19 protein-coding genes are annotated in these 19,139 nt (G+C 69.1%); 11 read left to right on the top strand and 8 right to left on the bottom strand.

What is annotated here, in order from left to right:
- The first annotated feature begins 80 nt into the window (after positions 1 to 80).
- The 5 genes from ACIBHX_RS38025 (at position 81) to dapB (ending at position 4,942) form a co-directional block, all read left to right on the top strand.
- Entirely contained in the window at positions 81 to 2,717 is a 2,637-nt protein-coding gene (locus tag ACIBHX_RS38025) for a nitrate- and nitrite sensing domain-containing protein (protein ID WP_397072286.1), read from the top strand.
- A gap of 7 nt (positions 2,718 to 2,724) precedes the next feature.
- Positions 2,725 to 3,147 carry a roadblock/LC7 domain-containing protein gene (locus ACIBHX_RS38020; RefSeq protein ID WP_397072285.1) on the top strand — a complete coding sequence of 141 codons (423 nt, stop codon included), beginning with the start codon at positions 2,725 to 2,727 and terminating at the stop codon, positions 3,145 to 3,147.
- A 27-nt stretch (positions 3,148 to 3,174) separates the two neighbouring features.
- Complete coding sequence (locus ACIBHX_RS38015) at positions 3,175 to 3,537, top strand: DUF742 domain-containing protein (protein WP_175595572.1); 363 nt, start codon at positions 3,175 to 3,177, stop codon at positions 3,535 to 3,537.
- 7 nt (positions 3,538 to 3,544) lie between these two features.
- A complete protein-coding gene (locus tag ACIBHX_RS38010) occupies positions 3,545 to 4,096 on the top strand; it encodes a GTP-binding protein (RefSeq protein WP_397072342.1) in 552 nt (183 codons plus the stop codon).
- Between the two features lie 72 nt (positions 4,097 to 4,168).
- Complete coding sequence (gene dapB, locus ACIBHX_RS38005) at positions 4,169 to 4,942, top strand: 4-hydroxy-tetrahydrodipicolinate reductase (protein ID WP_397072284.1); 774 nt, start codon at positions 4,169 to 4,171, stop codon at positions 4,940 to 4,942.
- Position 4,943: 1 nt separating this feature from the next.
- Here dapB and ACIBHX_RS38000 read toward each other — a convergent pair whose 3' ends face one another.
- On the bottom strand, positions 4,944 to 5,705 hold the full coding sequence (locus tag ACIBHX_RS38000) for a TetR/AcrR family transcriptional regulator (protein WP_397072283.1): 762 nt from the start codon (positions 5,703 to 5,705) through the stop codon (positions 4,944 to 4,946).
- A gap of 59 nt (positions 5,706 to 5,764) precedes the next feature.
- Between ACIBHX_RS38000 and ACIBHX_RS37995 the strand changes: the two genes are divergently transcribed.
- A complete protein-coding gene (locus ACIBHX_RS37995; protein WP_397072282.1) occupies positions 5,765 to 6,682 on the top strand; it encodes an ATP-binding cassette domain-containing protein in 918 nt (305 codons plus the stop codon).
- Positions 6,679 to 7,455 (top strand): ABC transporter permease, encoded by a 777-nt coding sequence (locus ACIBHX_RS37990; RefSeq protein ID WP_397072281.1) that lies wholly within the window; start codon positions 6,679 to 6,681, stop codon positions 7,453 to 7,455. The genes ACIBHX_RS37995 and ACIBHX_RS37990 overlap by 4 nt, the downstream gene beginning before the upstream one ends.
- Before the next feature lie 180 nt (positions 7,456 to 7,635).
- Here ACIBHX_RS37990 and ACIBHX_RS37985 read toward each other — a convergent pair whose 3' ends face one another.
- The 4 genes from ACIBHX_RS37985 to ACIBHX_RS37970 all read right to left on the bottom strand — a co-directional run bounded on the left by ACIBHX_RS37985 (position 7,636) and on the right by ACIBHX_RS37970 (position 12,640).
- Positions 7,636 to 8,580: a glycine betaine ABC transporter substrate-binding protein gene (locus ACIBHX_RS37985; protein ID WP_397072280.1), complete on the bottom strand. Its 945-nt coding sequence runs from the start codon at positions 8,578 to 8,580 to the stop codon at positions 7,636 to 7,638.
- Between the two features lie 126 nt (positions 8,581 to 8,706).
- On the bottom strand, positions 8,707 to 9,678 hold the full coding sequence (locus tag ACIBHX_RS37980; RefSeq protein WP_397072279.1) for an ABC transporter substrate-binding protein: 972 nt from the start codon (positions 9,676 to 9,678) through the stop codon (positions 8,707 to 8,709).
- On the bottom strand, positions 9,675 to 11,588 hold the full coding sequence (locus ACIBHX_RS37975; protein WP_397072278.1) for an ABC transporter permease: 1,914 nt from the start codon (positions 11,586 to 11,588) through the stop codon (positions 9,675 to 9,677). Before ACIBHX_RS37975 ends, ACIBHX_RS37980 begins: the two co-directional genes overlap by 4 nt.
- Positions 11,585 to 12,640 (bottom strand): glycine betaine/L-proline ABC transporter ATP-binding protein, encoded by a 1,056-nt coding sequence (locus ACIBHX_RS37970; RefSeq protein WP_397072277.1) that lies wholly within the window; start codon positions 12,638 to 12,640, stop codon positions 11,585 to 11,587. Before ACIBHX_RS37970 ends, ACIBHX_RS37975 begins: the two co-directional genes overlap by 4 nt.
- A gap of 350 nt (positions 12,641 to 12,990) precedes the next feature.
- On the opposite strand from ACIBHX_RS37970, the gene ACIBHX_RS37965 reads away from it, so the two are divergent.
- From ACIBHX_RS37965 to ACIBHX_RS37950, 4 genes are all read left to right on the top strand, one after another.
- Entirely contained in the window at positions 12,991 to 15,621 is a 2,631-nt protein-coding gene (locus ACIBHX_RS37965; RefSeq protein WP_397072276.1) for a nitrate- and nitrite sensing domain-containing protein, read from the top strand.
- Positions 15,618 to 16,040: a roadblock/LC7 domain-containing protein gene (locus ACIBHX_RS37960; protein ID WP_397072275.1), complete on the top strand. Its 423-nt coding sequence runs from the start codon at positions 15,618 to 15,620 to the stop codon at positions 16,038 to 16,040. Before ACIBHX_RS37965 ends, ACIBHX_RS37960 begins: the two co-directional genes overlap by 4 nt.
- A gap of 69 nt (positions 16,041 to 16,109) precedes the next feature.
- On the top strand, positions 16,110 to 16,424 hold the full coding sequence (locus tag ACIBHX_RS37955; RefSeq protein ID WP_397072341.1) for a DUF742 domain-containing protein: 315 nt from the start codon (positions 16,110 to 16,112) through the stop codon (positions 16,422 to 16,424).
- Positions 16,405 to 16,974: a GTP-binding protein gene (locus tag ACIBHX_RS37950; protein ID WP_397072274.1), complete on the top strand. Its 570-nt coding sequence runs from the start codon at positions 16,405 to 16,407 to the stop codon at positions 16,972 to 16,974. The genes ACIBHX_RS37955 and ACIBHX_RS37950 overlap by 20 nt, the downstream gene beginning before the upstream one ends.
- Positions 16,975 to 17,333: 359 nt before the next feature.
- On the opposite strand, the gene ACIBHX_RS37945 is transcribed toward ACIBHX_RS37950, so the two are convergent.
- The 3 genes from ACIBHX_RS37945 to nadE all read right to left on the bottom strand — a co-directional run bounded on the left by ACIBHX_RS37945 (position 17,334) and on the right by nadE (position 19,033).
- On the bottom strand, positions 17,334 to 17,726 hold the full coding sequence (locus tag ACIBHX_RS37945) for a type II toxin-antitoxin system VapC family toxin (RefSeq protein ID WP_397072273.1): 393 nt from the start codon (positions 17,724 to 17,726) through the stop codon (positions 17,334 to 17,336).
- Positions 17,723 to 18,016 (bottom strand): type II toxin-antitoxin system VapB family antitoxin, encoded by a 294-nt coding sequence (locus ACIBHX_RS37940; protein WP_397072272.1) that lies wholly within the window; start codon positions 18,014 to 18,016, stop codon positions 17,723 to 17,725. Before ACIBHX_RS37940 ends, ACIBHX_RS37945 begins: the two co-directional genes overlap by 4 nt.
- A gap of 186 nt (positions 18,017 to 18,202) precedes the next feature.
- Entirely contained in the window at positions 18,203 to 19,033 is an 831-nt protein-coding gene (gene nadE, locus ACIBHX_RS37935; RefSeq protein WP_397072271.1) for an ammonia-dependent NAD(+) synthetase, read from the bottom strand.
- Between the last annotated feature and the right edge of the window lie 106 nt (positions 19,034 to 19,139).

Below are 19,139 nucleotides of genomic sequence, written 5' to 3'. Positions count from 1 at the left end.
GCGGCCACGCCGCGAGGCGGGACCGCGGGAAGCGGTCGCTGCCTCGCCTGAGCCTGCGCAACTGGCGCGTGAGATGGCGGTTGACCGCCCTGATCCTGGTCCCCACGATCGCCGGCGTCGTGCTCGGCGGCGCGCGCGTGGTGGCCTCGGTCCAGAGCATCAACGACTACGACAGGGTCGCGAACGCGGCCGTCCAGGCGGGCCACATCCGCGACCTGGTCCAGGCGCTCGGGCTGGAGCGTGACACCGGGGGCTGGATCGGCGCCGCCCCGTCGATGCGCAAGAAGCTCACCCCGCTTTACAACGAGCGCAAGACCTCCGTGGACACGCTGGTCAGAACGGTCCAGGACGACCTGGCGGCGATGGACGAGGTCTACGGCGAGCGCGTGCTCGACGCCGCCAAGCTCGCCCGCTACGACCTCAACGGTCTGGCCAAGGTCCGCAGCCAGGGACAGAAGGACCCGAGCCGCTACGAGGGCCCGATCGACTCGCTGCTGCGCGTCCACGACGAGCTGAGCCTGCTGAGCGACGACGCCCAGATCATCGGCCAGTTCCGCGCGCTGAACGCGCTGGCCGGCGCGAAGGAGGAGGTGTCGCGGCAGCGTGTGCAGCTGATCGTGTCCACCTACAACTCGGGCGCCGTCGACGCGCACGACGTCGAGAACTTCATCGCCTCCAGCGCCCGCGAGAACTCCGAGATCGCCAGCGTCGGCGCCGAGGCGGGTCCCGAGTTCGGCCGCCTCATGCAGCAGGCGCTGAACAAGGAGCAGTACTACCGGACCGCGCTGACCAAGTCCCGCGCGGTCACGCTGGTCAGCGGCAAGGCCCCGGGCGCGCGGCTGCGTGACGACCTGATCACCAAGCCGCAGGAGTGGTTCGACGACAACTCCGCCACCATCGGCATGATGGGCTCGGTCGAGAAGACGCTCAAGGACCGGGTCACGCTGCGTGGCCAGGAGCTGCGCAACGCCGAGACCCGCAACGCCATCATCGGCGGAATCGCCATCCTCGCCCTGTTGCTGCTCGTGCTGCTGCTGACGGTCGCGATCGCGCGCTCGATGGTCACGCCGCTGCGCCGCCTGCGCACCGAGGCGCTGGAGATCGCCGGGTTCCGCCTGCCCGACGTGGTGCGCAAGCTGCGCGTCACCGGCGACGCCGCGCCCGACATCCACCCGATCGACGTCGAGGGCAACGACGAGATCGGCGAGGTCGCCCAGGCCTTCGACCAAGTGCACCGCCAGGCCATCCGGCTGGCGGGCGAGGAGGCCGACCTCCGCAGCAACATCAGCTCCATGTTCGTCAACCTGTCGCGGCGCACCCAGACGCTGGTGGAGCGGCAGATCTCGCTCATCGACGGCCTGGAGAAGGGCGAGCAGGACGGCGGCCGGCTGGCCGACCTGTTCAAGCTCGACCACCTGGCCACCCGCATGCGCCGCAACTCCGAGAACCTGCTGGTCCTGGCCGGCCACGAACCCACCCGACGGCGCAGCCAGCCGGCCAAGCTGGTCGACGTGGTCCGCGCCGCCCTGTCGGAGGTCGAGGGTTACGAGCGCGTCCAGGTCAAGGTGCACCGGGCCACCTCGGTGCTCGGCAGCGCGGCCAACGACCTGGTCCACCTGGTGGCCGAACTGGTCGAGAACGCCATCCAGTTCTCGCCGAGCAACGCCCCGGTCACGGTCTCCAGCAGTCTCATCGAGGGCGGCGGCGCCCTGCTGTCGGTGAGCGACTCGGGCATCAGCATGACCGAGGAGGAGCTGGCCGAGGCCAACCGCCGCCTGGCCGAGCCGCCCGTCGTCGACGTGTCCGTGTCACGCCGCATGGGCCTGTTCGTGGTCGGCCGCCTGGCGCTGCGCCACGGCATCCGGGTCCAGCTGCGCAAGGGCGACGGCGCCGGCCTCATCGCCATGGTGCTGCTGCCGCCCTCGCTCATCCCCGACGGCACCGAGCAGCCGCTGCCGCAGCGGCCCGCCTTCGGCGGCGGCACCGCGCCGACCTCCGCTCCCGCGCAGACGAACGGCGCGCGGCGCCCGTTCCCTGGCCAGGACTCCTACAACACCGGGCCAGGTCCGGTGCGCCAGGGCTCGTTCACGGCCAACACCGACAGCGGTGCGTTCCGGCAGCCGAGCTACCCGTCGCAGCCGCCCGCCTACCACTCGCACCCGTCGTTCCCGAGCGGGTCCTTCCCTCCGTATCCCAGCACGCCCTCCTACCCGAGCACCGAATCTGGTAATGGCGCGTTCCAAACGCCGCCGGTTCCGCTGTCCGCTCCTTCGGTCGAGGTCTCGCCCATGGAGCAGGAGCAGGAGGAGTACCTCCCGATCTTCGCGGCGGTCGAGTCGGCCTGGTTCCGCAAGCCGCCGGGGGAGCAGGCGAGGCCCGCCGTACAGGAGACGCCCCCAGGGGATGAGTCCGGCCCCGTACAGGCCGTACCCTCTGGGGAGGAAACGTGGCGAACCCCCGCAGACGCCGGGTGGCGCGCGGCGGCAGCCGCGAGTGACCCGAGCCTCGGCGGCATCACCGCGGCCGGACTTCCCAAGCGGACGCCCAAGGCGAACCTGGTTCCAGGCACGGCCGGTCAGGCTCAGCAGCAGGAGGAACGGCAGCGGCCGCCCGCTCCGCCGGTCTCGGCGGACCAGGTGCGCAGCCGGATGGCCAGCTTCCAGCAGGGAGTGCGGCGGGCTCGCGCGGAAAGACGCGAACAGGAGGAACGAGAGTGAGCAAGCGGTGACGACGCTCAGCCATGAAGCGCACAGGTTCGACTGGCTGATCACGGACTTCGTGCGGAGTACGCCGGGAGTCGCGCACGCCGTCTGCGTCTCGGCGGACGGGCTCTGCCTGGCCAGCTCGGAGGGCTTCCCGCCGGACCGCGCCGACCAGCTCGCCGCCGTGTCGGCGGGCCTGCTCAGCCTGACCGTGGGCGCCTCGCGCGTCTTCGAGGGCGGCGCAGTGACGCAGACCGTGGTCGAGATGCAGCGCGGCCTGCTGCTCGTGATGGCGGTCAGCGACGGCTCCGTGCTGACCGTGCTGGCGGCACCCGACTGCGACATGGGGCTGGTCGCCTATCAGATGACCCTGCTCGTCGATCGGGCCGGACAGGCGCTGACGCCGTCCCTGCGCGCGGAGCTCCAGGCAGCCAGGACGCGGTGAACGGGATGGAACTGATGGGAGAGGGCCGTGTACGGCACTGACGGGACTGGGGACGACGAGCCCCTGTTCCGTCCGTACGCGGTTACCGGTGGCCGCTCCGAGCCTCGCTACCACTTGGCCATGGAGACGCTGATCTCGTCGATGTCGATCCCTGACGACGAGATGGCCCTGCTCACGCCCGAGCAGGAGGCCATCATGCAGCTCTGCCGTACGTTCCGATCCGTCGCCGAGATCTCGGCCCTGCTCCGGGTCCCCCTCGGAGTGGCGCGGGTGCTCGTGGCGGACATGTCCGACGAAGGGCTTGTCCGCCTGCACCAGCCGCGCCTCAGCCAGGGCCAGCCAGACCTCAACATGCTTGAAAGGGTGCTCAGTGGACTACGCAGGCTCTAGCCCCGGCCTGACTTCGACGAAGATCGTCGTGGCGGGCGGCTTCGGTGTCGGCAAGACGACGTTCGTGGGTGCGGTGTCGGAGATCCTGCCGCTCACCACGGAGGCCGTCATGACCGACGCCTCCGCGGGCATCGACGACCTCGGCCTGACCCCGAACAAGCAGACGACCACCGTGGCCATGGACTTCGGCCGCCTCTCGCTCGACCGCGACCTGATCCTCTACCTGTTCGGCACGCCCGGGCAGCACCGGTTCTGGTTCATGTGGGACGACCTGGTCCGCGGCGCGATCGGCGCCGTGGTGCTGCTGGACACGCGGCGCCTGGCCGACAGCTTCCCGGCGATCGACTACTTCGAAGAGGCCAAGCTGCCGTTCGTGATCGGCGTCAACGGCTGGGACGGCCAGTTCCTGCACTCCGACGATGAGGTTCGCGAGGCGCTGGCCCTGTCGCCGCACGTCCCGATCGTCCGTACGGACGCCCGCAACCGCGACTCGGTCAAGTCCACGCTCATCTCCCTGGTGGAACACGTCGTCCGCCTGCGCGCCTCCGTTCCCCAGTAGCGCCCGGCCGCTGATGTGACGGCCCGGGTGTCGTTCATGCGCGGCATAGGCGGCATCTGATAGGGATATACCGTGATTCGCGTGTGTGTGGCCGGGGCTACCGGTTGGACGGGTGGGGCGGTCGCGGAAGCCGTCGCCGCCGCTGAGGACCTGACCCTGACCTCCGCCGTGTCCCGCTCGGCCGCCGGCGGGGAGATCGGGGGCGCGCCCGTGTACGCCTCCGTGGGTGAGGCGCTCGACGGGGTGGACGTGCTGGTCGACTACACCTCGCACGAGGCGGTGAAGGGCAACGTGCTGACCGCGTTCGAGCGCGGCGTGCACGTGGTGATCGGCTCGTCCGGGCTGTCCGCCGAGGACTTCGACGAGATCCGCGCCGGCGCCGAGGAGGCCTTCGTCGGCGTGATCGCGGCGGGCAACTTCTCCCTCACGGCCGCGATGGCGCAGGCCGCCGCCACGCTCGCGGCCCGTCACCTGCCGAGCTGGGAGATCATCGACTACGCCTCGGCCGGCAAGCCCGACGCGCCCAGCGGAACCTCCCGCGAGCTGGCCGAGCGCCTGAGCCAGGTGCGTCCGCCGGAGGTCACCGTCCCGGTGGAGTCCACCGCGGGACACGTCGAGGCGCGTGGCGCCACGATCGGCGCCACGCAGGTCCACTCGGTGCGCCTGCCCGGTTTCAGCCTCTCCACCGAGGTCGTCTTCGGCCTGCCGGACGAGCGCCTGGTCATCCGCCACGACGCCGGCAGCAGCGCCGCGCCCTACGTGGCGGGCACACTCCTGGCCGTACGGCGCGCCATGGACGTCACCGGGCTGGTACGCGGCCTCGACACCCTCCTGCTGCATTCCTAGGCTAGCGGCGGCGTTCGACCAGGACCTCGATGCCGTCCAGGACCCGTTCGAGGCCGAACTCGAAGGCGTGGTCCGCGTTGTAGGCCGCCTGGTGGGTCTCGCCCGCCGCCTGCCCGACGCGGGCGGCCACGGGGAAGCGTGACGTGTCGGCGATCACGCCGAGGAAGGGCGCGTGCGCGTCCCACCACTGCTGGTCCGTCATGCCCGTCTGCGACTCGGCCTGCGCCGCCTCGACGGCGCCGCGGGCCGCGCCGTGCACGAACCCGGTGATCAGGGTGAGGACGGCGTCCATCTCCAGGTCCGTCAGCCCGATCCCGTCGATGGCGCGCAGCTCGTACTCGTACTTGGCCGTCACGTTGGGTCCCAGCACCGGCCGGCTGGTGGCCACCTGCAGCAGCCAGGGGTGACGCAGGTACAGCCGCCAGTTCTCCCTGGCGATCTGCTCGAGCCGCGCCCGCCACCCGCCCGGCACGTCGTCGGGCCTGTCGGTCTCGGCGCAGACGGTGTCGAGCATGACGTCCAGGAGCTCGGGCTTGCCCGGCACATAGGTGTACAGCGACATCGTGCCCACGCTCAGCCGCTCGGCGACGCGGCGCATCGACAGCGCCTGCAGCCCCTCGGTGTCGGCCACCTCGATGGCGGCGCGCACGATCCGGTCCACGCTGAGGTCGGGCTTGCCCTTGCGGCTGGTCCGCTCGCTGGTGCGCCAGAGCAGGGCCAGGCTGCGCGCCGGGTCTCCCTTGCCGCTGTACTCGATTGTCACCCTTCGTACGGTACATCGTACGGTTGGCATGTTGAACCGTATGCTGTACGGTACGCCGTATGGCAGCTGTGAGCGCACAAGCTCTCCGCAAGACGTACGGCAAGAAGACAGCGCTCGACGGCGTGGATGTGGAGGTGGCCGCAGGCACTGTGTTCGGCCTGCTGGGTCCCAACGGCGCGGGCAAGACCACGACGGTCCGCATCCTGACCACGCTCCTGCGCCCCGACGGCGGCCGCGCCGAGGTGGCCGGCTTCGACGTCATGAAAAATCCGGAAAAGGTACGGCAGGCCATCGGTCTCGTGGGCCAGCACGCCGCGGTGGACGAGGTGCTGACCGGGCGGCAGAACCTGGAACTGTTCGGCCGCCTCTACCACCTGAGGGCGAAGCGGGCCGCGGCCAGGGCGACGGAACTGCTCGACCAGTTCGGCCTGGAGCACCCCGGCCCGGTCAAGGAGTACTCGGGCGGCATGCGCCGCAGGCTCGACCTGGCCGCGGGCATGATCCTGGCGCCGCCCGTGCTCTTCCTCGACGAGCCGACCACCGGCCTCGACCCGCGCAGCAGGAGCGAGGTGTGGAAGGCGGTGCGCGGCCTGGTCGCGGGCGGCACCACGGTGCTGCTGACCACGCAGTACCTGGAGGAGGCCGATCAGCTCGCGGACCGGATCGCGGTCATCGACGGCGGCAGGGTGGTTGCCGAGGGCACCCCTGCCGCGCTCAAGGCCGACCTCGGCGGCGACCGCCTCGACCTGGTCGTACGCGACCCCGACCGGCTCGAAGAGGCGGCCGGGATCCTCGGGCGGGCGACGGTCGACCAGGACACACGGCACGTCAGCGTCGCGGTCACCGACCGGGTCCGAGCCCTCGGCGACGCCCTGGCCACGCTGGCCAAGGCCGGGATCGAGGTCGACGACGTGGCCCTGCGCGGGCCCACCCTGGACGAAGTGTTCCTCTCCCTCACCGAAAGGGTTTCGGCATGACCGCGGTGCTCGACGGCTGGACGGTGGCCAGGCGGGATCTCCTGCACTGGCGCGCCCAGCCGATGACGGTGGTGTTCGGAGTCGTGTTCCCCATCGTGATCACGCTGGCGTTCGGCTACCTGTTCGGCGGGGCGGTGACCGTCCCGGACGGGGCCGACTACTTCGCCTTCCTGATGCCCGGCATGTACGGCATGACCATGCTGTTCGGGCTGGGCGCCACGATGGTGGCCGTGGCCACGGACCTCGCGCAGGGCGTGACCGACCGGTTCCGCTCGATCCCGATGGCGCAGTCGGGCGTGCTGATCGGGCGCAGCATCGCCGACCTGCTCAACTCGGTGCTGATCCTGGCCGGGATGCTGGTGTGCGGCCTGGCCGTGGGATGGCGCCCGGCGAGCGTCCCCGGGCTGCTCGCCGGGGCCGGGATCCTGCTGCTGTTCCGCTTCGCCCTGCTGTGGGCGGGGATCTACTTCGGCCTGCTCACCCGGGATCCCGGCGCGGTGACGGGCGTGCAGATGCTGGAGTTCCCCGTCGGGTTCCTGTCCAACGCCTTCGTCGCGCCGGCCACCATGCCGGGCTGGCTGGGCGCCGTCTCCGAGTGGAACCCGCTGTCGTCCACGGTCGCCGCCGCCAGGCAGCTGTTCGGCAACCCCGGCTGGGGTGGCGAGTCGTGGGTGGCGCAGCACGCCGTCTTCATGGCGGTCGCCTGGCCGGTCGCGTTGATGGTGCTCTTCTTCGCCCTGTCGGTGCGCCTGTGGCGCCGCCTGGACCGCTAGATCGCCGCTGGATCTCTGTGGGGCCGGATTCTCCTGTACGGCAGGCCGCCCCCACCGGCCGCCCGCCGTACTCCGGCCCAGGGCCCGCGACCGGCGCTGCTGGCGAGTCGGTGACGGTCACCCGCCGCTACGACTCCACAGCAGCCCATCCGACCGGGATCACACCGACGCGGGCACCGGTCAGCGGGGGATCCAGTCCTTCCAGACGATCTTGTTCTCCTCGACCCACTTCTTGGCGGCCTCTTCCGGCTTCATCTTGCCGTTGACGATGTCGTTGGCCACCGTGTTCTGGTTGTCGTTGGTCCAGCTGAAGTTGCGGATGAGGTCGTAGGCCTTGCCGCCGGTCTGGGCGAACTTCGTGCTGACGATCTTGTCGAGCAGGTAGGGCGGGTAGTCGCAGGCCACCTTCGCCGGGTCGTTGTCGCATCCGATGGCGTACGCGGGCAGGTTCACCTTGACGAGTTTGACCTTGGTGAACAGCCACTGCGGCTCGTAGAAATACATCAGCAGCGGCTTGGTGTTCTTGGTCGCGTCCTCGGCCGCCTTGATCAAAGCGTCCTCGCTACCTGAGTAGACGACCTTGAAATCCAGCCCGAGGTTCCTGATGATCTTTTCGTCGTTGGTGACGAAGCTGGGGTCGCCGTCGAGCACCTGTCCGACATTTTCGGACTTGGCGGTTCTGAAGAGATGTGCGTACTTGTTCAGATTTCGCCAGTCCGTGATATCCGGATATTTCTTGACCATCCACTCAGGGACGTACCATCCGATCACGCCTTTGTTCCCGGTGAGACCGGCGGAAAGCGCGACCTTCTTCTGCTCGATGTACTCCTTCTTGAGATCTTCGTGGCCCCAGTTCTCGACGATGACGTCCACCTTGCCGGTGGCGAAACCCGGCCAGGAATCGGCCTCGGCCATGTTCTTGCGGGTCTGGACCTTGTAGCCCAGCTCGTGCTCGAGCAGGTAGGCGATCACCGCCTCCTGGGCCTCGTAACCCACCCAGCCGTGGACGTCGATGTTGACCGTGCCCTTGGAGCCGGCGGCGGGCTTGGGCTCCGCGCCTGAGCAGCCGGCCAGGACCAGGGCCAGCGCCATGGGGCCCGCGAGAGATCTAATGCGCATCATCATCAACCCGTATCCATGGTCGCGACCGCTCGAGACTCGTTGGCATCGGTGCCCTCGCTCTCTCCTCTCGAGCTCCTTCGCTCGGCCCAGCCGTGACCCGGTTCGCGGGTCACGGCCGAGAGGGGATCGTCACTTGGGGATCCAGGCCTGCCACTTGGCGGTGTTGGCCTCGACCCACTTCTTGGCGGCCTGCTCGGCGCTCAGGCCGTTGTTGGTGATGTCGTCGGCGACGGCGTTCTGGTCCTCGTTGGTCCAGCTGAAGTTCTTGACCAGCTCGTAGGCCTTGCCGCCGCTGTCGGCGAACTTCTTGCTCACAATCTTGTCGAGGTCCAGCTCGGCGTAGTCGCAGGCGACCTTCTTCGGGTCCTTGTCGCAGCCCGCGGTGTAGTCGGGCAGCTTGACCCTGGCCAGCTTGACCTTGTTGAAGAACCAGTGCGGCGTCCAGAAGTAGAACAGCAGCGCCTTCTGCTGCTCCTGGGCCTGTGTGGCCGACTTGAGCAGGGCCGCCTCGCTGCCGCCCGTGACCACCTTGTAGTTGAGCTTGAGGTTCTTGACCAGGGCCGCGTCGTTGGTGACGTAGCTGGGGTCGCCGTCGAGGAGCTGGCCCTTGTCACCGGACTCGGAGGTCTTGAACATGTCGGCGTACTTGTTCAGGTTCTTCCAGTCGGTGATGTCCGGGTACTTGTCGGCCATCCACTGCGGCACGTACCAGCCGATGATGCCCTTGTTGCCCGTCGAGCCGGCGGTGACGGCGACCTTCTTCTCGTCGATGTACTTCTTCTTGAGGTCGTCGTGGCCCCAGTTCTCGATGACGACGTCGACCGCGCCGGACTCGAAGCCCTCCCAGGAGACCTCCTCCTTCAGCTCGGGCATCTCCACGTTGTAGTGGAGCTCGTTCTTCAGCAGGTAGGCCACCACGTTGGCGCTGGCCGAGTAACCCACCCAGGGGTTGATCGCGATCTTGACCGTCCCCGCGCTCGAGGCGCTCCCGGCGTCGGCCTTGGGGGCCGTCGTGGTGGGGTTGTTGTCCACCTTGGCCCCGCCGCACCCTGCGGCTGCCATACCCAGCACGAGAAAGCCTGCTACCAGGCGAAATTTCATGTGAGTTTCCTTTTTTGGGGGGAGGGACGCCTGTCGGCGCCCTGCGTGATGCGGTCGAGCATGATTCCCAGCAGGACCGTCGCGATGCCCGCGGCGAACCCCATCCCGAAGTCGGGTCGCTGGGAGAAGCCCTGGATGACGTCGTAGCCCAGCGCCCCCGCGCCCAGCATGCCGCCCACCACGACCATGGCCAGGGTCATGATGATGCCCTGGTTGGCCGCCAGCAGGATCGCCTTGCGGGCCAGCGGTAGCTGCACCTTCCACAGCAGCTGGCCGGGCGTGGACCCGGCGGACGCGGCGGCCTCCACCACGGTGACGGGCACCGCCCGGATCCCCTCCTCGACCAGGCGGACGACCGGCGGCACCGCGTAGATGACCGAGGCCAGGATCGCGGTGAACCTGCTCGGGCCGAACAGCGCCAGGGCGGGCAGCAGGTAGACGAACGAGGGCACCGTCTGGGCGGCGTCGAGTATCGGCCGCTGGATGGCGGAGAACCGGCTTGAGCGGGCGGCCGCCACGCCCAGTAGCAGGCCGATGACCAGGGTGACCAGGACTCCGACGGTCACCGTGGTGAGCGTCTGCATGGAGTGTTCCCAGGTGCCGAGCAACGCCATGGCGAGCAGGCAGCCCAGGGCCGTCACGGCCGGCCGTACCCCGCTCACCCGCCAGGCGACCAGCAGTACCGCGGCGGCGACCAGCCACCACGGGGCGGAGGTGAGCAGCCCTTCCAGCGGGTTGAGCAGCACGTAGGTGGTCGTGTCCTTGATGAAGGACGTGACGTTGTACCAGTGGAACTCGACCCAGTGGACCGCCTCGTTGACCGGGGCGACGAAGTTGACGCTCCAGTCCTCCGGCCACTCGCTGGGCAGCACCGGGATGAGCGCGAGCCCGGCCACCGCCAGGACGCCCGCGCCGACCAGACGTGCGCGGCCACCGCCGGCGTGCGGATCGCGCGTAGCCAGCGCCATCATCATGCGGTCCAGCACGATCGCCAGCACGACGATCGCGATGCCCGCCGGGAGCATGATCCCGACCTGCGCCTCGGACAGGCCCTTGATGATGGGACTGCCCAGGCCGGGCGCGGCGATCAGGTTGGCGATGACCACCATCGACAGCGCCATCATGATGGTCTGGTTGATCGCCAGCGCCATCGTGGACCTGGCCAGCGGCAGGTGGACCTTGAAGAGCGTCTGGCGGCAGGTCGCGCCGAGCGAGGAGGAGGCCTCGACCGCGGTGGGGGAGACCTGCTCGATCGCCAGCGCGGTGATGCGGATCGCGGGCGGGATCGAGTAGATCATCGTGGTGATCGCGCCCGCGGGCGGCCCGATGGAGAAGAACAGCACGAGCGGCGCCAGGTAGGCGAACGTCGGCATGATCTGCATGACGTCGAGCACCGGCGTGATCAGCTTTCGCGCCCGCGGCGACAGCCCCGCCCAGATGCCCAGCGGGATGCCGATGACCAGCGACAGCAGCACCGCCGCCGCGATCAGCGCGAGCGTGTCGACGCTCGCGTCCCACAGCCCCAGCACGCCGAACGAGGCCACGCCCGCCACCGCGAGCAGCCCGATCCGCCAGCCGCCCGCCAGCACGCCGAGCCCGCCCATCACGCCGATGAGCCCCGGCCAGCCCAGCGCGTACAGCGCGGTCTGGAACAGGTCGAACACCCCGCCCACGAACAGCCGGATGTAGTTGAGGAAGTACAGGAAGACCGGGCTGGAGTTCCGGTTGGAGTCGATCCACTCGCGCAGATCGGTGATGGCGCCGAACTGCGGCGCGTCGTCGTCGTGCGGGAGCGTTCCCGAGCCGCGGAAGACCACGTAGGTCACTACGAAGAGCACGGCGATCCCCGTGGGGACCACCCACCGGGGGACCTTCAGCCTGGAGGTGGTGGAGACGGCTGTCGTGCTCATGCGTGTACGGCTTCCGCCATGTCCTGGCCGGAGAGGAAGGAGAGCATGTCCACCCGGTCCACGACTCCGACCAGGCGGTCACCGTCGACGACGCGGATCGGGCGAGAAGACTGCGAGGTGGCGCCGATGGCGTCCTTGATGACCGTGGTCACGGGGAGAGCCGGGCCGTCCAGCGGCTCGTCGGGCTCGGGATCCCGGCAGATCCAGCGCAACGTGAGCACGTTGCTGCGCGGGACGTCGCGCACGAAGTCGGCCACGTAGTCGTCGGCGGGCGCGCCCACCAGCTCCTCCGGCGTACCGACCTGGACGATCGAGCCCGCCCGCATGATCGCGATGCGTTCGCCCACCCGGAGAGCCTCTGACAGGTCGTGGGTGATGAAGACCATGGTCTTGCCGACCTCGCGGTGCAGGCGGCACACCTCGGCCTGCATGTCGCGGCGGATCAGCGGGTCGAGCGCGCTGAACGGCTCGTCGAAGAGCATCACCTGGGGGTCGACGGCCAGCGCCCGAGCCAGACCCACCCGCTGCTGCATGCCGCCGGAGAGCTGGTCGGGGTAGGAGTCCGCGTAGCCGTCCAGTCCCACCAGGGAGAGGATCTCGCGGGCCCTGGCGTGCCTGGCGGCCTTGGGAGTGCCCTGGATCTCCAGGCCGTAGGCCACGTTGTCGATGACCCGGCGGTGCGGCAACAGGCCGAAGTGCTGGAAGACCATGCTGACCTGGTGGCGGCGCAGCTCGCGTAACCGGGCGGGGGAGGCGCGCACGACGTCCTCGTCGCCGATCTTGATCTCGCCGGAGCTGGGCTCGATGAGCCGGGTGAGGCAGCGGACCAGGGTGGACTTGCCGCTTCCTGAAAGCCCCATGACGACGAAGACCTCGCCGGGCTCGACCTGGAAGCTCACGTCTCTGACGGCCGCGGTGCAACCGGTCTTCTCTCTCAGCGCGGCGGCATCCAGGTACTTGTCATCGCAGCCCAGCACCTTTTCCGCCTTTGGGCCGAAGATCTTCCAGAGCCCCTCGACGGCGATGGCCGCACTGCCGGGAGAATCCCCCACCCTCGCCTCCTCGATTTTGACGGGGCTCAACCTATGTCCTGATAAAGGCAAATCTCAACGTCGTGACCCTCGTGAGACCCGGGCGCCTCTCCGGTGTTACAGGCCTGGAACGGGCCAATCGCCCATAAGCGGACATATGTGGTTTTTAGGGGTTATTCCTCTCCGTAAGATCACAATAAATGGAGCTCCAGGTTCTCTCCTCCAGAGTCACACCACTCGACTTTTGTCGCGTTATGTTCGGTTGGCCGTCCTGCATGGGATGTGTTCCAATTACCCGCACTTGCTGGATTTTCCCAAGGGCCCCATGAAGGGCTTGCATATACGCCGATTCGGGCGAGAGGTTGCGTTCGGTGAGCACAGAGTTGGGTGAGAGGCAGGCCGAGGAAGGCACCTGGCGCCTGCGCAATTGGCGCGTGCGGGCGCGGCTCGTCGCGCTCATCCTCGTCCCCACCGCCGCGGCCGTGCTGCTCGGCGGCATCCAGGTGTTCGCCTCCACAGGCGCGGCCTCCGACTACGCCCGCACCAACCGCCTGGCCCAGCTGTCCGCCCAGGTCGGCAACCTCACCCACCTGATGTCCGGCGAGCGGGCCAGGACCTCGCTCTACATCGCGCGGCGCAGGCCCGCCAGCGAGCTGACCGCCGTCCGCGGCCAGATGGGGGACGTGGACGGGGCCATCAAACAGGTCCGCGGCACCACCACCCAGCTGCTCGGCGAGGTGACGGGGCGCACCGCCGACCAGCTCGAGACCATGCTGAGCCGGCTCGACGACCTGGCAGGCCTGCGCCAGCAGGCGCTGAACGCCGACCTGCTCGCCCCGGCCGCCGTCGACCTGTACACCACGGTCATCGACGACCTGCTGTCGGTGCACAACGAGCTGATCAAGGGCAGCCAGGACGACGAGCTGTTCCGGCAGACGCGCATGCTCGACGCGCTGGCCAGGGCCAAGGAGAGCGTCTCCTTCCAGCAGGCCATGGTCACCACCGTGCTCGTGGCGGGCTCCTTCGACCAGGACCAGCTCAAGCGCTTCCTGGGCGAGCTGTCGCGCGAGACCAACGAGCGCAAGAGCTTCGCCTCCGAGGCCACCGCCGACGAGCGGCGCTTCTTCGACGAGACCGTCAACGGCAGATCAGCCGACCGGATGCTGTTCCTGCGCGAGCTCATACTCAACCGGGCCACCAACAACCAGCCGCTGCGCGGGCTCGACCTGTCACCCAAGCACGGCAACGACGCCAAGGAGTGGTTCGAGGCCACCGACACGGTCGTCGACTCGATGCGCAACGTCGAGCAGCGCCAGGCCGCCGGCATCGTGGCCCGAAGCGAGCAGCTCAGCTCCGACGAGCAGCGCCGCGCCTACATCGTGGCGGGCGCCGTGCTCGCCCTGCTGGTGGCGGTGCTGCTGATCACCACCGGCGTCGCCAGGTCGCTGGTGCGGCCGCTGCGCCGGCTCCGCAGCGAGGCGCTGGAGATCGCCGGCCGCCGGCTGCCCGAGTTCGTCCAGCACCTGCGCGAGTCGCGCGACGGCGCCGTCAACGCCGAGGTGCCGCCCATCGGCATCTTCTCCAGGGACGAGGTCGGTGAGGTCGCGCGGGCCTTCGACGAGGTCCACCGCGAAGCCGTACGGCTGGCCGGCGACGAGGCGCGGCTGCGCTCGAACGTCAACGCGATGTTCGTCAACCTCTCGCGCAGGTCGCAGACCCTGGTCGAGCGGCAGCTGACGTTGATCGAGCGGCTGGAGCGCGGCGAGCGCGACGACACCCGCCTCGGCGACCTGTTCAAGCTCGACCACCTGGCCACCCGCATGCGCCGCAACAGCGAGAACCTGCTGGTTTTGGCCGGCCAGGAGGCCGCGCGCAAGTGGAGCGAGCCCGTCGAGCTGATGGACGTGGTCCGCGCCTCGCTCGGCGAGGTGGAGAGCTACGACCGGGTCAGCATCCAGATCCAGTCGGAGGCCTCCATCGCGGGACAGGCCGTCAGCGACGTCGTGCACCTGCTGGCCGAGCTGGTCGAGAACGCCGTCTCCTTCTCCTCCCGCGACACCAAGGTCGTCATCTCCAGCAGCCGCATCGACGGCGGCGGGCTGATGGTCTCGGTCACCGACAACGGCATCGGCATGACGCCGGAGGAGCTGTCACAGGCCAACTGGCGCCTGGCCAACCCGCCCGTGGTCGACGTGTCGGTGTCGCGGCGGATGGGCCTGTTCGTGGTCGGCCGGCTCGCGCTGCGGCACAACATCCGGGTCCAGCTGCGCCGTCAGGACATCGGCGGGCTGACCGCCATGGTGCTGATCCCCGAGACGCTGCTCACACCGGTCGCGCCCGCCCCCGTGGCCGCGCCGCCGCCCGTGACGTTCCCGCAGGTACCCGCGCAGGTCTCCTACACCCACCACCCCTCGCTCGACGGCTTCGACCTGCCGCCCGACCTGTCGCCGTCGCCGTCACCGCCGCCGTCGTCGTGGTTCACCTCGCCGCACACCGACAGCCACTCGATCGAGATGCTGCCGCCGACGGGGATGCCGACGTCGCCGCAGGCGTTCGGCCCCTCGACGGACATATCGGCACCGGTGCCGCCGCCGATGCCACTATCGACGCCGCCATCGATGCCGCCGCCGGCCGCGCCACCGGTCTCGCCGCCGCCGGCCCAGAGCGGGGACGAGTTCCTGCCCATCTACGCCTCGGTCGAGTCCTCCAGCTGGTTCACCAAGGCACCCGCCAGCACCCAGGACCACCGCGACAGCTGGTCCTCGCCCGCGGACAACGGCTGGCAGGCGGCCCAGATCGCCAACGAGCCCGCTCGCGGCGGCACGACCAACTCCGGGCTGCCCAAGCGGACGCCGCGGGCCAACCTCGTGCCCGGCACCGCGACCCCGGCGCCACCACCTCAACCTCCCGAGCCGATTTCCCCCGACAGACTGCGTAGCCGGCTCTCCAGCTACCAACAGGGCGTAAGGAAGGGCCGCGCCGAGCTAGAGGAGGATCAATGAAGGATCTGAGCCAGGCCGCCAGGGATGTGAACTGGCTGGTCAGCGGCTTCGTCGAGGAGGTCCCCGGAGTCGCGCACGCCGTGGCCGTCTCTGCGGACGGGCTCCCCATGGCCTTCTCCCGCGGCTTCCCCCAGGACCGCGCCGACCAGCTGGCGGCCATCGCGGCCGGCCTGATCAGCCTCACCCAGGGCGCTGCCCGGGTCTTCGAGGGTGGCTCCGTCACCCAGACTCTCGTCGAGATGGACCGCGGGCTGCTGCTGGTGATGTCCATCAGCGACGGCTCGTGCCTGGCGGTTCTGGCCGCCCCCGACTGTGACATGGGCCTGGTGGCCTACCAGATGACGATCCTCGTTGAGCGCGCAGGGCAGGTGCTGACGCCCGCCGTACGAGCGGAGCTCTCAGCAACGCGCCCCTGGTGATGGGAGTGGACGACCGTGGCATCCTGGCATGACGGCGAGCCGGAGGCGGAGCGCAGCTCATTGGTGCGCATGTACGCCGTCACCGGCGGACGCACCGCACCCCGAAGCGGGCTCGCCATGGAGGCGCTGGTCTCCTCGGCGACGTCGGCCCACCTCGGCATGAACTACGCCCGCGAGTACCGGGCGATCAGCGAGCTGTGCCGCCAGGTCAGGTCGGTGGCGGAGATCTCGGCACTGTTGAGCATCCCGCTCGGCGTCGCGCGCGTGCTCGTGGCGGACATGGAGGCGGAAGGGCTGGTCCGCGTGTACCAGCCGCAACTCGAGGCGGGCCTGCCCGACAGGAGCCTGCTCGAAAGGGTGCTCAGTGGACTACGCAGGCTCTAGCGGGCTGACCTCCACGAAGATCGTCGTCGCGGGCGGGTTCGGTGTCGGCAAGACCACCTTCGTCGGCGCGGTCTCGGAGATCATGCCGCTGACCACGGAGGCCGTCATGACGGAGGCCTCCAGCGGCGTGGACGACCTGGCGCACACGCCAGGTAAGACGACCACCACGGTCGCCATGGACTTCGGCCGCGTCTCGCTCGACCGCGACCTGATCCTCTACCTCTTCGGCACGCCCGGCCAGCACCGCTTCTGGTTCATGTGGGACGACCTGGTACGCGGCGCCATCGGAGCGGTCGTCCTGGCGGACACCCGCCGCCTGGCCGACAGCTTCCCCGCCATCGACTACTTCGAGGACGCCGGCCTGCCCTTCGTCGTCGCGCTCAACGGCTGGGACGGCCAGTTCTACCACCAGGAGAACGAGGTCAGAGACGCCCTCACGCTCTCGTCGCACGTCCCGATCGTCCGCACGGACGCCCGCTCCCGCGACGCGGTCAAGTCAGCCCTCATCACCCTCGTCGAACACGCCCTCACGGTCCGCACGGCCTACTGACGCCGTTTCCCGTACGCCCCCAAAGGTGTTTGCTACGCTCACGCGTCCTTCTGAGGCCCGCCCGAAGCCCACCTGGACCTCTGCCCGTCTGACGCCCGCCCCGAGCCGAGGCGTTCACTACGCTCACACGCCCTCTTGAGGGCTTGCGCCCATGCCGATCCCACGGCCACGAGCACTCGGGTTCCCGTGGGGAAATCCCTGAAGGGGCCATGGGAGTCCAGAGGCGGTCGGCGGGCACGACGAAGAGGCGGTCGTCGTGGCGGAACGACTGCCGGCCCAGGTTGATCAGGACCCCCGCGACGAAGCTGCCGCCGAGGCGCATGGATATCGCTGGGGCCTGGATGACCCTCGCCACAGCGCTAGAGGGCCGAAGCGATGTCGGTGTGGATGAAGTCCTGACCCTTGAACAGCAACGGCTCGTTCATGTCGCGGGCTAGGGCGTAGGAGAAGCAATCGCCGAAGTTGAGTCTTGCCGGGTGTCCGCTTCCGCGTCCGTAGTCCCAGTACGCTCGCCGAGCAATGCATGCCTGTTGGTGAGTTACGGGCGTGATCGTGATTCTGGCGCGGGTGAGCCAGTCGTCCAGTCGCCGGGACGCCACAGGGTCGCGTTTGCCTTCCATGACGAGCGAGAGTTCCAGGTAGGTGGCGGCTGACATGTGGCGGGGCTGGTTGTCGGCTATGGCCTTGGCGTAGATCGCCGCATCAGGTTCGGCAAGCAGGATCGCCGCCACTGCGCTGGTGTCAATGATCACTTGGGCAGTCCCATGTCGTCGTAGAGCAGGCGGCCGTGGTCGCCTGCGGCCACCCGATACTCTTCGCCCAGTCTGTCGGCGATCTCTTGCCCGATCGCTAGCAGATCCTCGGCCATGGTGAGATCTTCGGCCTGTCGGCGGGCTTGCCGCAGACGCTCTACTCGCTCCCGCATGGCGGTAATGACGGCCGCGGTGACGCTTTCCCCTGTCAGGGCGCGCAACTCGGCCGCTAGCCGATCCGCCTCGGGGTTCTTGATGTTCAGGCTCACCTGCATCCCCCAGTCTGCCATTCTTTAAATTCAGTCTACCGTGTACAGAACTCCTGTGCCCTGGTGGAGTGACGAACCGACTCTGCTTTTCCCGCCGGGGGTAGGAACCACCGTGGACCTGGGCATGACGCCTGAACGCCCGGAGGGAAGAGCACGCGAGTTGGCGAAGATGGCGGTGGGGGACAAGGCGGCTGACGAGGGAGACGGTCAGGGGGCGATCGGCAGCTGTCGCTTGTGCTCGGTGAGCCGGTAGCGGCGGACGATGGTCGCGAAGGCGGCCTCATCGACCGGCTTGCCCTCCAGGAGGTCGTCGATGTCGTCGTAGGTGACGCCGAGCGCCTCCTCGTCGGGCTTGCCCGGGTTCAGTGTCTCCAGGTCGGCGGTCGAGGTCTTCAGAATCAGCGCGGACGGCGTGCCCAGAGCCTGCGCCATGGCCCGTACGCGCCGCTTGGTGAGGCCGGTGAGCGGAACCACGTCGGCCCCGCCGTCGCCGTATTTGGTGAAGAAGCCGGAGACCGCCTCGGCGGCGTGGTCGGTGCCCACGACCAGGCCTTCCTGCGCGCCCGCTACCGCGTACTGAGCGATCATGCGCTGCCTGGCCTTGATGTTGCCGTGCACGAAGTCCTGGTGGTGCGCGTCGCGGAAGACCATGCCGCCGGCCAGCAGCGCCTCCAGTGCGGCGTCGCTGGCGGACTTCACATCGACGGTCAGGACCTGGTCCGGCCTGATGAACTCCAGCGCCAGTTGCGCGTCCTGCTCGTCGGCCTGGACGCCGTACGGCAGCCGCATCGCGAAGAACGTCGATTCCCGCCCGGTGGCACGTACCCGCTCGACCGCGAGCTGGCACAGCCGTCCCGCGGTCGTGGAGTCCACGCCGCCGCTGATGCCCAGCACCAGCGAGCGCAGGCCCGTGGAGGTCAGCTGGTCGGCGAGGAAGGCCACCCGGCGCTCGATCTCCTGCTGTACCTCGAAGGACGCGCTCACCTGGAGATCCCGGGCGATCTCCTGCTGCAGGGATGTGGAAGCCAGGTCGGTCACGGTCGCTCCTCGGTCGGGCTCGTGGGCAGGATCCGCACGCGCCACCGGGCCGTGCAGGGGATGGAAGCACTCTAGGGGAGGGCCGCGAAGAGGCCGGCCTTGCGGT

It is taken from the genome of Nonomuraea sp. NPDC050536 (assembly GCF_044457685.1).
Taxonomy (GTDB): Bacteria; Actinomycetota; Actinomycetes; order Streptosporangiales; family Streptosporangiaceae; genus Nonomuraea.
The sequence above is the reverse complement of the archived record's forward strand: the minus strand, read 5'-3'. Positions and strand labels throughout refer to the sequence as shown.

Excerpts from the sequence above, each read along its gene's own strand:
- ACIBHX_RS37955 (WP_397072341.1), top strand. The coding sequence starts at position 16,110 with ATGTACGCCGTCACCGGCGGACGCACCGCACCCCGAAGCGGGCTCGCC.
- ACIBHX_RS37995 (WP_397072282.1), top strand. The coding sequence starts at position 5,765 with ATGGCAGCTGTGAGCGCACAAGCTCTCCGCAAGACGTACGGCAAGAAG.
- ACIBHX_RS37975 (WP_397072278.1), bottom strand. The coding sequence starts at position 11,588 with ATGAGCACGACAGCCGTCTCCACCACCTCCAGGCTGAAGGTCCCCCGG.
- ACIBHX_RS37990 (WP_397072281.1), top strand. The coding sequence starts at position 6,679 with ATGACCGCGGTGCTCGACGGCTGGACGGTGGCCAGGCGGGATCTCCTG.
- ACIBHX_RS37940 (WP_397072272.1), bottom strand. The coding sequence starts at position 18,016 with ATGGCAGACTGGGGGATGCAGGTGAGCCTGAACATCAAGAACCCCGAG.
- ACIBHX_RS37960 (WP_397072275.1), top strand. The coding sequence starts at position 15,618 with ATGAAGGATCTGAGCCAGGCCGCCAGGGATGTGAACTGGCTGGTCAGC.
- ACIBHX_RS37980 (WP_397072279.1), bottom strand. The coding sequence starts at position 9,678 with ATGAAATTTCGCCTGGTAGCAGGCTTTCTCGTGCTGGGTATGGCAGCC.
- ACIBHX_RS37985 (WP_397072280.1), bottom strand. The coding sequence starts at position 8,580 with ATGATGATGCGCATTAGATCTCTCGCGGGCCCCATGGCGCTGGCCCTG.